Raw genomic sequence first — 17,417 nt, forward strand, 5'->3', positions numbered from 1 at the left:
AGAAGGAAATTTTTAAACACCAATGTAAATTAGAGTTTAAAAAGCGAATTCAGATTGACCTCTTTTTTCTCCTTTAGTTTCTTTACAATCTTCAAAAAGGCAATTGCGGTTATGTAGGCATCGCCCAAAGCAGTATGTCGGTCTTTTTTCGAAATATCAAATTTATCCGCCAGATCATCTAAGCTGTAATGGTCTTTTCGTTCGAATAAATGCGATTCTATTAAGGTTTTTTTGTAAAGATATGCTGTGTCTAAAGTCTTATTTTCTAAGATTGGCAAACCATTTCTTTCTAGCGCTTTATTAATCATCGTGACATCAAAAACAGTGTGATGCGCTATGATAACCGAATCGCCTAAAAAGGCTAAAAATTGTTGTAAAGCTTCTGATTCTGAAGGACGTTTTAGAATAAAATCTTTCAAAATTCCATGAATTTGAGCGGTAGATTTATCATAATGATCCTGTTCAATATACATTTCAAAACTTTCCGGAATAGCAATGCTGCCATTTTGCAGTACAAGAGCACCAATGCACAATATCCGGTCATTTTCGTAATCAAATCCGGTGGTTTCTGTGTCCAAAACGACAAAACGGGTTTCTTCAATTGAAATATTTTCATCGAAAAGATTATCATCTTCTTTTTTCCAGAAATTAAAGAAAGGTTTTAATAAACTCATAGTTATACTAAATTAGAAACGTTAAATCTAACACTAATCAGCTCCTGAAGTTCTTTAATGGTTTTAAAAGTTCGTTTGAGTTTTATTTTTTCCATTTTAGATAACGATTCCAAAGCGATAAATTGCCCCGAATCATGATGCAAAAGACCTTGTTTGGTTCTAAATTTCAATAAAGCTTTAAACGAATAGGAGCAAGACAAATACAATTCGCTATTCTGTGGTTCCAGTTCTGCCAATTTTTCAAAACGTTCTGCCGTATTGCTAATTGATTTAACCGAATGTGACAATATCAAAACCCTCGCAGCGTCTGTAAGCGGCATCAAAGCCCTTCTTTTTATATCAAACTGATCTTTGTTGGCACCATCCTGTTCTACTAAAAACTGCCTGAAAAAGCCAGTAGGCGATGGACTTTGCAAAGCACCACTAACCAGATGAACATAAAAAATCGGATTGGCTTTTAATTTTTCAAAAATAAAATCAGATAGTTGGTTTGCCGTTTCGCTGTCGCCATAGGTCACACTAAAATCAAAGAAAATAAAAGATAATAAAACCTCATTTTTACCATGATTGGTTATCCAGTATTCTATTTGTGTTTTCCATTCGTCAAGGCTCAGGCACCATTTTGGGTTCGAGGCCATCATCTCGGCAGGACAATAATCATAACCAATGGTAAAAAGTCCTTTGTTGACATGTGCGGCAAATTTTCTAAAATAGGCCTGTGTTTCATCCCTGAAAACCTCAGAGACATTTTCGTAAACAATAGCATTATCCTGATCGGTGTGCAGCATTTGTTCGCTTCTTCCCTGACTTCCAAGAGCGAGCCACGCAAATTTTGCCGGTGGCGGACTACTCATTTTTTCTAACGACATTTCGATAACGCGGGTGATGCAGGCATCATTTAATTCGGTTATGATCTTAGAAATCAGAGTCATCGGAATATTCTGGTCAAGGTAACCCTGCAGCAATTGCATGATTCGGGCCCTAATGGGTTTGATTTCCTTGACCTTCGTAGTTCGTTTTAAGGCTTTAATCAAAACAGCAGGATTATTACCCAGCGCTACCATTAGGTCGTGTTTGGATAGAATTCCGACTGCTTTTGTATTTACGGTTCCATCTTTTGTTAAACACAAATAACTGATATTACTTTTCATCATGGCCATTTGCGCTTCGGTAACGGTCATTTTTTTTGAATAGGTAATAACAGGTTTGGTCATAATAGTTTCGGCTGTAGTCGTAATCGGGTAATCGCCGGAAACAATTTTGTTACGCAAATCTTTATCAGTAATAATTCCTATCGGGAGCATTTCATCTACAATCAAAATAGCACCTACTTTTTTCTTGGTTAAAATTTTAGCGATTTCTTTTGCTGTTGTTGATGGACCGCAGGTGACAATTTTTTTAGAATATTTTACGGGCTGTAAATCAAATAATTCCTGATCAGAGCGGGAAGGCTCCTCTCCGATAAAATCGCCGTAAAGTTTATTTTTATGAATATCAGAATACGGATTTTTAGTATTCGAAGCGTAACTTTCGATTAGGAAATTACCAATGTGTCTGTTTTCGAGTGCGTAAGGTTTAAAAACGGCAATCGGTATGGCATATAAAATAGTTTCTTCGTAAGCACGGGCTTCCATGATGTAGTTTTCCTGTGCCAAAAGCGGTCGAAGCCCAAAAATATCGCCTTCATCGCACATGTCCAAAACCGCATTTTTCAGATTTTTCTTTAGTGCCACCGCACCTTTGTGTACCACATAAAAAGAGTCGTGTGTGGCATCATTTTCGGCAAAAATAACGCTGTCTTTATCTTTATAAATAATCGAAATCTGCTCTGATAATTTTTCTAACTCCAGATGATGCAAAAAATTAAACGGAGGAAAGTTCTTTAAGAAGTCGGCTACTCTATGTGATATGGTATTTTTCATGCTTTATATTTAGGTTCTAATGTAAGATTTTAAATAGAAATGTAAAAGAAACACAAACAAGTTTTTTTTGGTTTTGCCACGAAGGCACAAAGACACAAAGTTTTTATAATCTTAGAGCCTTCGTGCCTTCTTGGCATAATTCGTTTTTTAAAAAAACATCTAAAAAGGCGTTTGTTTTTAATCCAGTTTTTTGGTTTTGCCACAAAGGTACAAAGACACAAAGTTTTTATAATCTTAGAGCCTTCGTGCCTTCGTGGCATAATTCAAAAAAAAAGCCCCAAAATGGAGCTTCTATTTTTAATCAAGTTTAATAACTTTTCCGCGTTGCTTTTCTTCAGAGCCTACCATTCCAAATTCAAAAGTATAAGAATCTTTCGTCGTGCTTAGGATTTTCATACTGATTGCTTTTTCTTCGGCCATATTCTTCGGATGTTTTTTCTGCAAAATATATTCGCAATCACTCACCCAGCGAACTGTTGAAGTATCGGTTTTTCCATCAAAAGTTTCGATTTCGATGCTGTCTTTACGCTCAAAAAGGGTTGTTTTTTTTACGCCATCTACTTCAAATTCAAATTTAAATTTTCCGTTTTTAAAACTTTTACAGTCGTGCTTCGCTTCATAACAAGATAGTAGTGATAGTAGAGGGATAAGGAAAAGTATTTTTTTCATATTATATTAAGGTGTTTTTTTAGGAGCTTTTCAATTTCAATGTCAATTTCAATGTCAATATCAATATCAATTTCAATTTCAATTTCAAAATTCTAAATTCTACAATCTACAATCTAAAATCTAAAATCTAAAACCTCTTAAGCTCATCGTCTGTAAAGTTCTTAATTTCTTTTTCCTTAGCAAACTTTTCGGCGTTGTAATTTCCGGATTTATTCTTCGGGATAGAGAGGCTATTCCATTCGTTGGTTTTGAGTTGTTTGGCATAAAAAACAATCTGTCCCACATGATACGGATAATGCGCCAACTGCCGATTAATAGCTTCCATAACCGTGTGGCCTTCGTTACGAATATAAATAATGTCTGTGAGCTGTTCCGGTTTTAAACTTTCCAAAGCATTCAAAAAGCAATCCCAGCCTTTGTTCCAGATTTTCAGAACCTCTTCTTTTGACTGTACGTCATTTTCGAATTCGGCATCACGATTGCGCCATTCTTTTTCGCCGTCAGTAGTCAGAAAATCAGTCCATCTTGATAACATATTGCCCGAAATGTGTTTGATAATCGTTGCAATAGTATTAGTGTCTTCGTTTACAGATATAAAAAGTTGTGCGGGCTCCAGTTGCTCTATCGCTTTTTCGCCCAGCATTTTATAATACAAAAACTGCTTTTTTACACTTTCTAAATAAGATTGGTTTGCTTCCATAGCTATACAATTTTAATATCGTATTTATCTAAAAGTCCCACAATTCCCTGATTAGAAAATTGTGCTTTTCGCATCGGATTAAATTCTGGGTCAATTTTATAATTGTAAGCTGTTCTAAAATCAACAGAGGCTAACTGCGTATCATTAAAGATTGCACCGTCAAGATCGCAATTGTCGAACACCGAACTCGTTAAATTGGTTCCTATAAAAGTAACTTCTCTTACCGAGGAGTTGATAAACTTGGTTTTAGGCATTTTTTTATTCGAAAAAATAGCATAGTCCAGGGCACTTTCTTCAAAATAAACCTGAAATAAGAAATCGTCACATTCGTTAAAAGCGATTCCTAATAATTTACAGTTTTTAAAAGTGACATTCTTTAAGCTGGTTCCTGCGAGACTTGTCATCGATAGGTTACAATCGATAAACTCGCAATCCAGAAAAGTGTTGTAGGCAAAATTGCTGTTCGAAAAATCGCAGTTTTTAAAAACACAATCTTCGAACTCGCGGTTGTTTATTTTTTTATCGATATAAATAACTTTCTCGAATGTTTTCTGAATGTGAATTAGACTTTCCATGAATGTTGATTGTGATGAAACCTAACAGGTTTTAGAAACCTGTTAGGTTTGTATATATTTTTTGTATTGCTACAAATTAGTCATTAAATAAACCTCTCATTATGGTTTTCAATCCATAAAAAATCAAATACATGGCGCTTAGGCAAGCTACGATTCCGATTCCCAGAACCAGGTAATGCCAATTGGTATGCTGATTCATAAACGCATTATAAATCAACGTTGGCCCAATAAACAGTAGGGGTAACGAACCTGATAAATAGGTAACTCCTTTTTTTAATAATTCTGTGTTTGTTGCCATTTTTATAGATTCAAGTTTCAGGTTTTGAAAGTTTCAGGTTTCAGGTTTTAGTAAAATGGTTATTTTCTGTACATCTCACATCTCACATTTCCCATCTCACAAGAAACCCTTTTACCTATATATTATAATTGTCAACAGCATTTCGAACACTGCCGTATTTCTTTAATAATTCAGATGCTTCTTCATACGAAACAGCAATTTCGTCCATCACCATTTTTACACCACGATCAACGAGTTTTACGTTGCTAAGTCGCATATCTACCATTTTATTGCCTTTGACTTTACCAATCTGAATCATGGCAGCGGTCGAAATCATATTAAGTACTAATTTCTGAGCTGTTCCTGCTTTCATACGGGAACTTCCGGTAATAAATTCAGGACCTACCACTACTTCTATAGGGAACTGAGCCGTTAACGCTAAGGGGCTACCTGCATTGCAAGTGATGCAGCCTGTTGTGATATTGTTTTCATGACAAGCCTCTAATCCGCCTATAACGTAAGGAGTTGTGCCAGAAGCTGCTATGCCTATTACAACATCAGTATCTTTAATATTAAGTGCTTTTAAGTCTAACCAGGCTTGTTGATTGTTGTCTTCGGCGTTTTCTACAGCGCGACGAATGGCAGAATCTCCACCAGCAATGATACCGTTTACCAGATCAAAAGGGACGCCAAAAGTAGGAGGACATTCTGAGGCATCCACGACACCTAAACGACCTGAAGTTCCAGCTCCGATATAGAAAAGGCGTCCGCCAATTTTTAGTTTAGCAACAACTTGCTCTATCAGTGCTTCAATTTGAGGTAAACATTTTTCTACCGCATAAGGAACGGTTTTGTCTTCCTGATTAATGTTTACAAGTAATTCATGAACAGACATTGTTTCTAAATGTTCGTATTTTGAAGCTTGCTCGGTAGTTTTTGTAAAGGTCATTTCTTTAGTGGTAATTAGGCTGTCCAAAATTAATCTTTTTTATTTCAATTTCGAAATTTAGAAGGCAAGTAGTTAAAAATTACAGTTCTTTTTTATAAAATGATTTTTTTAGATTAAGATTTGTTTAAACTTTATTGATTTTTCTTTAAATTTTATTTTTTTTATGTTGTCTTCTTAGTTCTTGTCATGTCAAATTTGACATCAGGGACGTCAAGTTTGACGTCGGGAACGTCAAATTTGACATCTGAGACGTCAAATTTGGCATCGGGAACGTCAAATTTGGCATCGGGAACGTCAAATTTGGCATCGGGGATGTCAAGTTTGACATCGGGAACGTCAAATTTGACATCAGGAACGTCAAATTTGACATCAGGAACGTCAAATTTGGCATCAGGGACGTCAAATTTGGCATCAAGGACGTCAAATTTGGGGTTTTTGATACCTATCCAAAAAATCTTTGTCATATCCAAAAATTAAAAATTAAACGAAATCGCTTAATTAATCCCAACAGATTATATTTGTTAAATATTAAACCGATACATGGATAAGTTACATTTTTTAGATGGTATTGCCAGGATTGCTGTTTTTGTTTGCTTATTGCTGGCCGTATTTGTATTCACAGTAAGAACCGAAAATAAATTGGCCAACAGATTATTTGGCTGCTTTATTGTTTTTTCGGCGATTGATTTCAGTGGTTTATTGGTTTTTGAATTTCCAAAGGAATTGGCGGCTTTAGAGATTATAAGAAGTACGATTTGTCTGCTCGAAATGCCTTTGATTTATCTCTATGTTTTAGCAGTTTGTTATTCTGATTTTAGATTAAAATGGAAACACCTTATCTATACGCTTCCTTTTATTGTAATGAATTTAGTTTTCATGCCGAGATTTTATTTGCAATCGGGTATTGAAAAAGAGCTCTTTATCGCAAATTACAGTCAAATGCCTGAAGTTTATTTTTTTCAGGTTTTAATCGAAGTACAATATTGGTTTTATATTATAAGTGTCTTTTTAATTTTAAAAAAGTACAGAAAAATTTACCTCGAAAACTATACAAATCCAAGTGCCTCCACCTACAAATGGCTCTTTCAGATGAATTGTGTTTTTTTGATTATGCACTGTATTACAGCTTCAAAAAATGTATTGCGTTATACTGCTTCCAGAGAGATTTTCCTTTGGGGAAATGTGCTAATGGTAACCATGGCTTTGTCTGTAATTTGCTGGTTTGTCATGATGGCCCTTAATCATCCGGAACTTTTTAGAGGCATCAATTCTAAATTACAATTGACAAAAGATTTTCTTCCGCAGGAAAATGGTCTTACAAACGATACAATATCCCAACAGGATGAAGCGATTACTTCTCAGATTTCAATGTTAAAAAAATACATGGCAGAAAAACAACCTTTTCTGGATCCGTCACTTACTATTCAGGAATTGGCCAACCAGATTGATGTTCCGGTTCGGGATTTATCAATTTTGATCAATCATCATATGAAGCAGCATTTTTTTGATTTTGTAAATGAATACCGCATTCAAAAAGCGATGGGTATTTTGAAAGATCAGTCTAAAAGTCAGCTTACAGTTTTAGAAATTCTGTACGAAGTAGGTTTTAATTCGAAATCATCTTTTAATACTTCTTTTAAAAAACATACTAATCTAACGCCTACAGCTTACCGCAACACTTTAATAAAAAACTAAATGAATATAGACAGCTTTTTAAATATCCTGAGCGGGATGTCGGTTTTTGTTTCCTTATTAATGGCCTTTTTTTTACTCACTGTAAAAACCGAAAATAAATTGGCAAACCGTCTATTTGCTTCTTATTTGGTAGTTTTTGCAATTGACATTATTGGTATTTTTATTGGTGAATCTTTCATTAAAAGCCATTTGAATCTAGAATTTTTCAGATGGACTATTTGCGCTTTGATAATTCCTCTTTTTTATTTGTATATCGTTTCCGTTTGTTTTACTGATTTCAGACTGAAAACCAAACATCTGCTTCACGCAGTTCCTTTTGTAGTAATCAATGTAGTTTTTGCCTTCAGGCTTTACTTTTTGAACGATGCACAAAAAATGCAGTTTTATAACCATCGCAGTCAATATCCTGAATTGTATGATTTCCAGGTGATGTTGGCTATACAAATTATAGTGTATAGTATTGGAGTATTTCAGGTTTTAAAAAAGTACAGAGAAATATACCAGGAAAATTATACCAATCCTAAAACTTCTATTTTCAAATGGTTATTTCAAATATCGACCGGGCTCTTTATTTTGTATTATTTATCTATAGCCAAGAATGTTGTAAGATATACAGAAATTGAGGCATTATGGATTTGGGCAAATGTTTTTATGCAGATTCTGGTGCTAATTGTAACCTGTTGGTTTGTACTAAAAGCGTTGAACTATCCTGAACTTTTTCGTGGTATCGATTCCAGATTGCAGTTGGCCAGAGATATTCTTCCTCAGGAAAATCAAAATTTTGCCAAAACAAAAGTGAATCAGAGTGAGGAAATTAGCACTCAAATTTCAGTTTTGAAACAATATATGGCAGCCAAAGAACCTTTTCTTGATCCGTCGCTAACGATTCAGGAACTTTCGAACCAGATTGAAATTCCGGTTCGGGATCTGTCTGTTTTAATCAATCATCATATCAATCAGCATTTTTTTGATTTTGTAAATGAATATCGCATTCAAAAAGCCATGCATATTTTGAAAGATCCTTTAAAAAGTGATTTGACAGTTTTAGAAATTCTGTATGAAGTAGGTTTTAATTCGAAATCCTCTTTTAATACTTCTTTTAAAAAATATACTAATTTAACGCCTACAGCTTACCGAAACGCTTCATAATTAGCGTTTTGTAAAAAGTCGTACGTCACACCCAATAAAGTCGAACCAATTTCCTAAACAGAAATTGGTTCGACTTTTTTTTGTCGGTCGCGTATCGGAAATTTCTAAGGCAACTTTGCTTCAAATTAATCGAAACAAGTTTTAAAATTAGAAATCATGAAAAAAGCAAACCTCCTTATCTTTTTATTATTGCCTTTATTTTGTTTGGCACAATCATTTAAATTAAAAGGAAAAATAGCAAGCGAAACAACTCCATTAGAATGGGCTGATGTTTCCATATCCAATTCAGAAGGAAAAATTATCGACGGAACTACCTCTAAACAAGAGGGCAGTTTTGAAATCACTATTAAAAAAGGTTCTTATAAAATTGGAATCAGCCTTTTAGGATTTACAGATTATGAAAAAGAATTTACAATAGAAAATGATACGGATTTAGGAACCCTCATTTTAAAAGAAAACACAACCAATTTGACAGAAGTTGTCATTCAATCGAGAAAAAATACGATCGAACAAAAAATAGACCGTCTGGTTTATAATCCTGAAAATAATGTAACAACGGCTGGGGGTGATGCTTTGAGTGCGATCAATACAGCGCCGGGAGTTGTAGTACAAAATAATGCGATCAATATATTAGGAAAAGGAACTTCCCGTGTTATGATTGATGGAAGAATGATTGAATTAACGGGCGAAGAGCTTAATAATTTCCTGAAATCTATTTCGGCAAGTGATATTAAGAATATCGAAATCATAAGCAACCCTCCAGCAAAATATGAAGCCGAAGGAGCTGGCGGACTGATTAATATTGTGATGAAAAAAGGCGCTCGTGATTCCTGGAAAAATACCACCACAGCATCGTATGACCAAAATAAATATGGAATTTATGCTTTAAGAAATAATTTCTTTTACAATAAAAATAAGTTTCGATTTTCGGCCAGTGTAAACGGAAAAGCGGGTTATAGAAATATTACGGAAGCTCTGGATATGTACTTTGCTGAAGGACCTTCGAAAATGAAGGCAGAAACGAAATTAAATGAAGAAAACGTATCGGGAAAAATAGCTTTGGATTATGATTTTTCAGAAAAAACAACCTTGGGTTTTCAAATTTTGAAAGATAAAAGCAATCCTGATTTTGACTCGGATATCAGAATTGATAATTATAATGCTCAGAATAAATTAAACAATTATATCATAAATGAGAGTTTTTTAGACCGAAAAACAGATAACCAGACTTATAATTTACATTTAATTACAAAACTGGATTCGCTAAACCGTAAAGTATCATTTGATGTAGATTACTTTGATTATAACTCAAAATTCGACAGAGATTTTATAGCAAACAATTATGCAGCAGATGGAAGTTTTGTGGATGTAAATCAGTCAGGACGCAATCTTTCGAATCAGGATATTGATAATTTAAGTTTTAAGGCCGATATGGAACATCCGCTTGAAGCAATAAACTTATCTTATGGAGCGAAAGTAAGTTTTACAAACAGTAAAAGTGATGTGGTTTTTTATAATACTATTACCGGAACTCCGGAATTGGATGCCAATCAAACCAACCAGTTTAAATACACCGAAAATAATCAGGCGGTTTATATTAGTGGAGACAAAAAGATTAACGAAAAATGGAATTTTAAATTAGGATTGCGATTAGAAAATACGCAGACAAAAGGTTTTTCTGAGACTTTGAATCAGGAGACTCAAAACAATTATTTTAAATTATTTCCAACCTTTTATACTTCTTATCATAAAAATGAAAATAACAGTTTTAGTTTGAATTATGGAAGAAGAATCCGCAGACCTAATTTTTCTTTGTTGAATCCGTTTAGAGTTTATATCAGCAGTAATAGTTATTCAGAAGGAAATCCTTTTTTGAAACCTTCTTTTAGCGACAATTTTGAATTTGCACATACTTATAAAGAGATTTTGAAAACCAGCATTTTCTTAAATTCGATTACAGATGGTTATGGCGTAATTTTTACAGCAAATCCGGAAACACTGACACAAATTGTATCGAGAGAAAATTATTTTAAAGGGATTAATTATGGAATTGGAGAAACATATTCGGCCAATTTTGCAGACTGGTGGCAAAGTGAGAACTCGTTGTATTTTTTAGGTTCAGATATTAAGTTTATAAAAGATATCAATGCAACACCTGTAAATGGTCTTCAGGTAGATTTTTCGACAAACAATACCTTTTCATTAGGCAAAGCAACCAAATTGCAAATAGATTTTAACTATACGACGCCTTATAAAAGCGGTTTGTATGATACAGGATATGCAGCAAGTCTGAATATTGGTTTTAAACAGGATTTGTTAAACAAAGCAATGCAGGTTTCTGTTTTAGTGAATGATATTTTTAATACGTCTTATCTAAAAGAGGATGTTTCGATTGTAAACAATGTAAGGCAAGTTTACAGTCAGAATGAAAGCAACCGATTTGCCCGTTTGTCTGTTGTTTATAATTTTGGAAACAAAAAAATCAATGTCAGTCAACGTAATTTTGGAAATGAAGAGGAGAAAAACAGAGCCCGATAATTAGTCAATTAGTCAATTAGAGAATTAGATAATTGTATATCCTAACAGGTTTTTAAAACCTGTTAGGTATTTTTTTTTAAGTCAGTTTTTTGCGCGTGAGGGATAGAGCTAAGCTACCGAAGTAGCAGTGAAAGCCCGACCCCATCCTGATAAAAGGGCGTATAACCGCAAAGTTTGTTTGCCCTTTTGTCGGGATGGGGTCACGCCCTGATTATAATAAATAGGCTAGAAATATTCCGAGAACAATCATGGAAACTTTGGCCACATTGAATTTATGGCCTTCGCTGCTTTCGAAAATGATCGTGGATGAGATGTGGAATAAGATACCAATTACGATTGCGGTTATTTGCGTGTAATATTGGTTTAAAAACGGTAAAAAGTCTGATGCTACTGTGCCGAGTGGTGTCATAATCGCAAAAACGAGCATGAAGGCAAAAATGGCTTTTTTGTTTAAACTGGCGTTGATGAAAAACGTGGTTAGAATCACGGCTATGGGCAAGTGATGAATGGCAATTCCGATGGCAAGACCCTGATGATGTCCTACCGGGAAGCCTTCTAAAAAGGCGTGAATACACAAACTGATGAAAAGCAACCACGGAATCTGAGACATTTTTGCATGTCCGTGAACGTGCCCGTGTTCGGCTCCTTTTGAGAAAAATTCTAAAATGATCTGGAATAAAATTCCGATCATAATAAAGAGTCCAATTTTATGATCGTGCGCTGCATAAACCTCCGGTAAAAGGTGCATTACGGTAAGCGATAATAGAAAAGAACCGCTAAAAGCCAGTAACAATTTTAATTTGGTTTTGTTTTTAGGTTTTAAAAACAAAGCGATCAAATATCCTATAAGTACTGAAAATAAGGGTAATAAATAATTCATTTGAAACCTTATATTAATTTTTTAAATCGAATTTTAAGAAAAAAGTTAAGCTTATTTAAAAATCATGATCAATCGTTCGCTTTCGGTTTTGTGGAATTTTTTGAGTTTGTAATCGCCAAAAATGTCCAAAAGATAGATGCCTGCTTCCTCCATTAATTCCTGAAAATCAGCCAGAGTTAATGCTTTTACTTTTTCGGTAAAATGATAATGATGGCCTTTGTCTTCAAAATCAATTTCCTTAAAAATATGTCCGTCCTGAACGTACCTTTTGATTTTAAAATCGATGTTGTCAACTGTTTTTACTTCTTCGGGAACCAACGTTTCGATTACCTGCGCGACATTCATAAAATCGATTACGGCAAAACCATATTCGGATAAGCTTTCTTTGATGGCTTTTAGGGTTGTTAGGTTGTCATCGTCATTTTCGAAATAACCAAAACTGGTAAAGAGATTGAAGATAGCATCAAACTTTTCTTCGAAAGGCTCGCGCATATCGTGCACTTTAAAATGCAGGGTTTCGTTGTTGTTTTTGCTGGCTTCAGCGATACTGTTTTCAGATAAATCGGCTCCTAAGACGTTGAATCCTAATTGGTTTAAGTAAATAGAATGACGGCCTTTTCCGCAAGCTAAGTCCAAAACTTTTGCTTTTTCGGGCAGGTTGAGATAATGGGTAATATTATCCATAAAAATCTGAGCCTCGCGGTAGTTTCTATCTTTATAAAGAATGTGATAATACGGGGTATCAAACCATGAGGTAAACCAATTTTCGGTATTACGTTCGGGATTTGGTGTAGAGGAGTTCGGTGCTTCAGACATTTATTCTATTTCAATTAATTCAAAGTCCGGCAAATTTAGTGTATTTTTGCCAAAAAATTACTATTTAACGAGGATACCTATAAAGAATCAGGTTAGGTAGATTGGGATTTTTTTTATAACAAAAATAAAAATGGAAGAAAATTTTAGAATGATTGCCAAATGTTTTTTTGGCTTCGAAGAAATATTAGAGGCAGAATTGAAAGCATTAGGCGCTCAGGATGTTGAGAAAGGCGTAAGGATGGTAAGCTTTAAAGGGGATAAAGGTTTTATGTACAAAGCCAATTTATCGTTGCGTACTGCCTTAAAAGTGTTAAAACCAATTTACTCTTTTAGAGCTAATAATGAACAGGCGTTATACAAAGGAATTTCGGGTGTAAACTGGTCTAAATTATTGAATGCCAACCAGACTTTTGTAATTGATGCGACTGTGCACTCTACTTATTTTAACCATTCGGAGTTTGTTTCTCAAAAATGTAAAGATGCGATTGTAGATCAGTTTAGAGAAAGAACAGGACAGCGTCCGAGCATTGATAAAGCTTTTCCGGATTTACGAATCAACATTCATATTGATAAAGACCAGGTTTCGGTAGCACTGGATACTTCAGGAAATTCGCTGCACCAGCGTGGTTACAGAACCGCAACGAATATTGCGCCAATCAACGAAGTTCTGGCAGCAGGAATTTTATTGTTGTCGGGTTGGGAAGGGCAAAGTCACTTTTTGGACCCAATGTGTGGTTCAGGAACATTCCTTGCTGAAGCAGCAATGATTGCCTGTAATATTCCGGCAAACATTAACCGTAAAGAATTTGCTTTCGAAAAGTGGAAAGACTGGGACAATGATTTATTCGATCAGATTGTAAACAGTCTGATGAAAAAAACAAAGGAATTTCATTATACAATAAAAGGTTTTGATAAAGCGCCAAGTGCTGTAAACAAAGCCAAAGACAATATTAAAAACGCCAATCTTGATGATTATGTAACTATTTCTGAGGATAACTTTTTTGATACTGAAAAAGCAGTAGAAGGAAAGCTGCACATGGTTTTTAATCCGCCTTATGATGAGCGTCTGGATATTCATATGGAAGAATTCTACAAAAATATTGGTGATACTTTAAAGAAAAGCTACCCGGGAACAAACGCCTGGTTCATAACAGCCAATCTGGAAGCTCTAAAGTTTGTGGGATTAAAACCGTCAAGAAAAATTAAACTTTTTAATGCAAGTCTTGAAGCACGTTTGGTAAAATACGAAATGTACGAAGGAAGTAAGAGAACGAAATTTCAGGTTAACGAATAATAGTTGCAAAGGTTCAGAGGTTCAAAGCGACAAAGGTTTTTTCTTTGTACCTCTGAACCTTTGTAACTTTGAACCTTAAAAAAAAGAAGAAAAATGACAAAACTACAAGTAAGAGCTTTTTTATATCAATTAGGATGTTTCGCTATTTTATTTATTCTAGGGAGATATCTGGTAGCGAATTATACTCATTTAACCGGAATTTGGATTCCGTTGACAGCATTTATTGTGGGAACTTTGATTTCGCCTAAATTTCAGGCTGTAAAAACAAAAGACGGCGAAAAACTGTTTATGAAATGGATTTTTATAAAAGGAATTAGAGAAATAGGGTAGTTTTTGAAGCTACTAAGTTGCTAAGGGACTAAGTCTCTAAGGCAAAATAAAAGCCACGAATTCACGAATTAAAACTAATAATTCGTGAATTCGTGGCTTTTTTATTCGGTATAAAAAATTACTTTTTAGGCGTTTCTGGTATTATTTCAGGCAGCACTTTCTTTTTGTAAAGCGGGATAAAATACGAAACGGTATAATTAAACCCTATTCCGAAGTTACCATTGTAAGTTCTGTTAAAACCAGGAATATACAAATTGTCAAAACCATCGGGTTTTTTATTGGTAACCAAAGTTTTAAGCTGAACGCCAAAACCCACAAAGACATTATTAAAGACTTTGGCTTTTAAGCCTAAAGCAACCTCAATCCAGCTGGCTGATAAACCGCTGTATTTCTCTCCGGATGTCAAAGGTGGAATTGTGCCCCAATACGGATTTGGGTTGTAGATTTTATAACTGTTCAGTTGCTGGCTAAACGTACTAAAACCTCCACGTAAGCCCACAGTTAGCAGGTTTTCCATATCCAGCCAGTTTTCGTACATATTGTAATCAAAACCTGCTTTGATGTATGTACCGGTTGCGGTAGAGTTTAATCGGTCGTCGTCTGTGGTTTTATCTTCGATACCAAGTTCGGCAGCCAGATAGTATTTTTTCGTCAGACGAAAATCTCCGGTAAACTCAACACCTTTATAATCTTTATCATAAAAACCACGGGTAAGCTTGTACAAATCAACACCTACACGCAGACCGTAACGATCTGTTTTAGGAGGAATACTGTCTTTTTTTGCTTCCTGAGCGTTATTGTTTGCTGCAGATTTTGGTTTTTCCTGAACAATTTCTTTTGCTTCTTTTGTAGCGGGTGTTTCCTGGGCCTGAACCAAAAACATCGAAAACAATAAACAAATACTAGAAAAATATTTTAACATGTGTTTCATTTTCGAATTCGACATTAGGATTAAATAAACTGATATTACTTATCCAATAGCTATTGGCATCTTCGTCTCCAGCGCGTTCAATTGAAGTTAAAGTGTAAATGGTTTTGAAACCGCAGGCTCTCGACACATATTCATTTCTTCTGGTATAATTAAACGTCAGTACATCAGTGTTGCTTTGAGCAGGATTTGTGGAGCTAAAATTTGATATAAAACTATAGGTTACTGCATCTTTTGTTGGGTCTAACGGAATTAAAACCTGATTGGCATTTGTGGTATATTTTAAGTCATCCGTAGTAGCGGTTTCGTTAAAAACAATCCCGTTTTCTACACCATCACCCTGAATTTTCAAACGTGTAGCACTTTTCGCAACTGATGTTCTGTCGGCATAGAAAAAAGAAATCAACATTCTGGATGTTGTGGGTGTATTCGCATCGCAAATGTCGTCTTTTTCACAACTAGAAAGACCAAAAGTGAAGACCAATAAAAGAGCAATTATTTTTTTCATTGAATAGTTTTATTATCGAAGTTCTAAAAGTACAACATTTTCGACATGATGCGTTTGCGGAAACATATCAACCGGACGAACACGTGTTACTTTGTATTTTTCATCCATCAAAGCCAAATCACGAGCTTGTGTAGCCGAGTTACAGCTTACATATACTACTTTTTTAGGAGCAATTTTCATGATTTGTTCAATTACGTCTTTGTGCATTCCGTCTCTTGGCGGATCGGTTATAATAACATCCGGTTTTCCGTGTTGTGCTATAAAAGCTTCATTAAAAACGACTTTCATGTCTCCAACAAAAAACTCGCAATTGGTAATATTATTGCGTTCAGCATTTGCTTTTGCATCCAGAATAGCTTCAGGAACACTTTCTACACCAATTACTTTTTTCGCTTTTTTAGAAACAAACTGAGCGATGGTACCTGTTCCGGTATATAAATCATAAACCGTTTCTTCGCCAGTAAGTCCAGCGAAATCGCGTGTTATTTTGTATAATTCGTAAGCCTGATCAGAGTTGGTCTGGTAAAAAGATTTAGCATTAATACTAAATTTTAATCCTTCCATTTCTTCCAATATATAATCTCTTCCTTTATATAGTTTAATGTTCTGATCGTAAATTGTATCATTTGCTTTAGAATTTACCACATATTGCAACGAAGTAATCTGTGGAAACTTCTCGTAAAGATGATCCAAAAGCAGTTCACGATTGGCTTTGTCATTTTCAAAAAACTGAATCAAAACCATAATTTCGCCAGTAGAAGCCGTGCGAATCATAAAAGTTCTCAATAAACCAGAATGTTCTCTTGGATTAAAGAAAGCCAGATTATGCTCATTAGCAAAAGCTCTAATTTCATTTCTGATGGCGTTTGAAGGATCTTCCTGCAAATGACATTTTTGGATGTCCAGAATCTTATCCCACATTTTCGGAATATGAAATCCTAAGGCATTTCTGTTTCCTAAATCTTCAGTGCTTTCTATTTCTTTTTCGGTTAACCAGCGGCTATTCGAGAAAGAGAATTCCATTTTATTTCTGTAGAAAAACTGTTTTTCAGAACCCAGAATATTTTCGAATTCTGGCAATTCAATTTTTCCAATACGCTGCAAATGATTTTTTACCTCGTTTTGTTTGTAATACAACTGTTGGCTGTATTTCATATTTTGCCATTTACAACCACCACAAACACCAAAATGCTCGCAAATTGGTTCGACACGATGTTCTGAAAGCTCATGAAATTTCACTGCTTTTCCTTCGTAATAAGCTTTTCTTTTCTTAAAAGTCTGTATGTCAACTACATCGCCCGGTACCACATTCGGTATAAAAATAACTTTTCCGTCCGGAGCTTTCGCTACTGATACTCCTTTTGCGCCAGCATCAAGAACCTGAATCTGATGAAAGACAATTTTATCTGTATTTTTTCTTCCCATAGCGCAAAAATAAGGGTTTGTAAACTTTTATAAATTCAATTTCGAAAATATTTTGTCAAATTCTTTAATTTATTAGATTAATTGGGTT

At 34.8% G+C, this 17,417-nt stretch carries 18 protein-coding genes; 5 read left to right on the forward strand and 13 right to left on the reverse strand.

Annotated features, from left to right (window positions below; genetic code table 11):
* Positions 1-29: 29 nt before the first annotated feature.
* From GON26_RS10275 to GON26_RS10310, 8 genes are all read right to left on the reverse strand, one after another.
* On the reverse strand, positions 30-674 hold the full coding sequence (locus GON26_RS10275; RefSeq protein WP_160374727.1) for a 3'-5' exonuclease: 645 nt from the start codon (positions 672-674) through the stop codon (positions 30-32).
* Positions 675-676: 2 nt separating this feature from the next.
* Entirely contained in the window at positions 677-2,596 is a 1,920-nt protein-coding gene (locus GON26_RS10280; protein ID WP_160374728.1) for a DUF294 nucleotidyltransferase-like domain-containing protein, read from the reverse strand.
* Positions 2,597-2,893: 297 nt separating this feature from the next.
* Positions 2,894-3,265, reverse strand: coding sequence for a DNA topoisomerase IV (locus GON26_RS10285; RefSeq protein WP_160374729.1), 372 nt, complete (start codon positions 3,263-3,265; stop codon positions 2,894-2,896).
* 127 nt (positions 3,266-3,392) lie between these two features.
* Positions 3,393-3,965, reverse strand: coding sequence for a DUF1572 family protein (locus tag GON26_RS10290; RefSeq protein ID WP_160374730.1), 573 nt, complete (start codon positions 3,963-3,965; stop codon positions 3,393-3,395).
* Between the two features lie 2 nt (positions 3,966-3,967).
* Positions 3,968-4,540 carry a pentapeptide repeat-containing protein gene (locus GON26_RS10295; RefSeq protein WP_160374731.1) on the reverse strand — a complete coding sequence of 191 codons (573 nt, stop codon included), beginning with the start codon at positions 4,538-4,540 and terminating at the stop codon, positions 3,968-3,970.
* Positions 4,541-4,616: 76 nt separating this feature from the next.
* Positions 4,617-4,838 (reverse strand): DUF6095 family protein, encoded by a 222-nt coding sequence (locus GON26_RS10300; RefSeq protein WP_160374732.1) that lies wholly within the window; start codon positions 4,836-4,838, stop codon positions 4,617-4,619.
* A gap of 115 nt (positions 4,839-4,953) precedes the next feature.
* Positions 4,954-5,766 (reverse strand): N-acetylmuramic acid 6-phosphate etherase, encoded by an 813-nt coding sequence (gene murQ, locus GON26_RS10305; protein WP_160374975.1) that lies wholly within the window; start codon positions 5,764-5,766, stop codon positions 4,954-4,956.
* 161 nt (positions 5,767-5,927) lie between these two features.
* Entirely contained in the window at positions 5,928-6,230 is a 303-nt protein-coding gene (locus GON26_RS10310) for a hypothetical protein (RefSeq protein ID WP_230407918.1), read from the reverse strand.
* 76 nt (positions 6,231-6,306) lie between these two features.
* Between GON26_RS10310 and GON26_RS10315 the strand changes: the two genes are divergently transcribed.
* The 3 genes from GON26_RS10315 (at position 6,307) to GON26_RS10325 (ending at position 11,148) form a co-directional block, all read left to right on the forward strand.
* Positions 6,307-7,461: a helix-turn-helix domain-containing protein gene (locus tag GON26_RS10315; RefSeq protein WP_160374734.1), complete on the forward strand. Its 1,155-nt coding sequence runs from the start codon at positions 6,307-6,309 to the stop codon at positions 7,459-7,461.
* Complete coding sequence (locus tag GON26_RS10320; protein WP_160374735.1) at positions 7,462-8,610, forward strand: helix-turn-helix domain-containing protein; 1,149 nt, start codon at positions 7,462-7,464, stop codon at positions 8,608-8,610.
* Between the two features lie 156 nt (positions 8,611-8,766).
* A complete protein-coding gene (locus GON26_RS10325; RefSeq protein WP_160374736.1) occupies positions 8,767-11,148 on the forward strand; it encodes a TonB-dependent receptor domain-containing protein in 2,382 nt (793 codons plus the stop codon).
* Between the two features lie 211 nt (positions 11,149-11,359).
* Here the strand turns inward: GON26_RS10325 and GON26_RS10330 are convergent, their stop codons facing one another.
* Together GON26_RS10330 and GON26_RS10335 are read right to left on the reverse strand one after the other, a co-directional pair.
* Positions 11,360-12,028 (reverse strand): ZIP family metal transporter, encoded by a 669-nt coding sequence (locus GON26_RS10330; protein WP_160374737.1) that lies wholly within the window; start codon positions 12,026-12,028, stop codon positions 11,360-11,362.
* Between the two features lie 51 nt (positions 12,029-12,079).
* A complete protein-coding gene (locus GON26_RS10335) occupies positions 12,080-12,844 on the reverse strand; it encodes a class I SAM-dependent methyltransferase (protein WP_160374738.1) in 765 nt (254 codons plus the stop codon).
* Between the two features lie 130 nt (positions 12,845-12,974).
* On the opposite strand from GON26_RS10335, the gene GON26_RS10340 reads away from it, so the two are divergent.
* Both GON26_RS10340 and GON26_RS10345 read left to right on the forward strand, forming a co-directional pair.
* A complete protein-coding gene (locus tag GON26_RS10340; protein WP_160374739.1) occupies positions 12,975-14,138 on the forward strand; it encodes a THUMP domain-containing class I SAM-dependent RNA methyltransferase in 1,164 nt (387 codons plus the stop codon).
* Positions 14,139-14,231: 93 nt separating this feature from the next.
* Positions 14,232-14,468, forward strand: coding sequence for a hypothetical protein (locus GON26_RS10345; RefSeq protein WP_160374740.1), 237 nt, complete (start codon positions 14,232-14,234; stop codon positions 14,466-14,468).
* A 118-nt stretch (positions 14,469-14,586) separates the two neighbouring features.
* Here the strand turns inward: GON26_RS10345 and GON26_RS10350 are convergent, their stop codons facing one another.
* The 3 genes from GON26_RS10350 to rlmD are packed head-to-tail and all read right to left on the reverse strand — an operon-like array spanning position 14,587 to position 17,329.
* Entirely contained in the window at positions 14,587-15,399 is an 813-nt protein-coding gene (locus tag GON26_RS10350) for a DUF6048 family protein (protein ID WP_160374741.1), read from the reverse strand.
* On the reverse strand, positions 15,371-15,904 hold the full coding sequence (locus tag GON26_RS10355; RefSeq protein WP_160374742.1) for a DUF6452 family protein: 534 nt from the start codon (positions 15,902-15,904) through the stop codon (positions 15,371-15,373). The genes GON26_RS10350 and GON26_RS10355 overlap by 29 nt, the downstream gene beginning before the upstream one ends.
* A 12-nt stretch (positions 15,905-15,916) precedes the next feature.
* Complete coding sequence (gene rlmD, locus GON26_RS10360) at positions 15,917-17,329, reverse strand: 23S rRNA (uracil(1939)-C(5))-methyltransferase RlmD (RefSeq protein ID WP_160374743.1); 1,413 nt, start codon at positions 17,327-17,329, stop codon at positions 15,917-15,919.
* Between the last annotated feature and the right edge of the window lie 88 nt (positions 17,330-17,417).

Origin of the sequence: Flavobacterium hydrocarbonoxydans, assembly GCF_009789235.1 — a bacterium.
Lineage (GTDB): Bacteria > Bacteroidota > Bacteroidia > Flavobacteriales > Flavobacteriaceae > Flavobacterium > Flavobacterium hydrocarbonoxydans.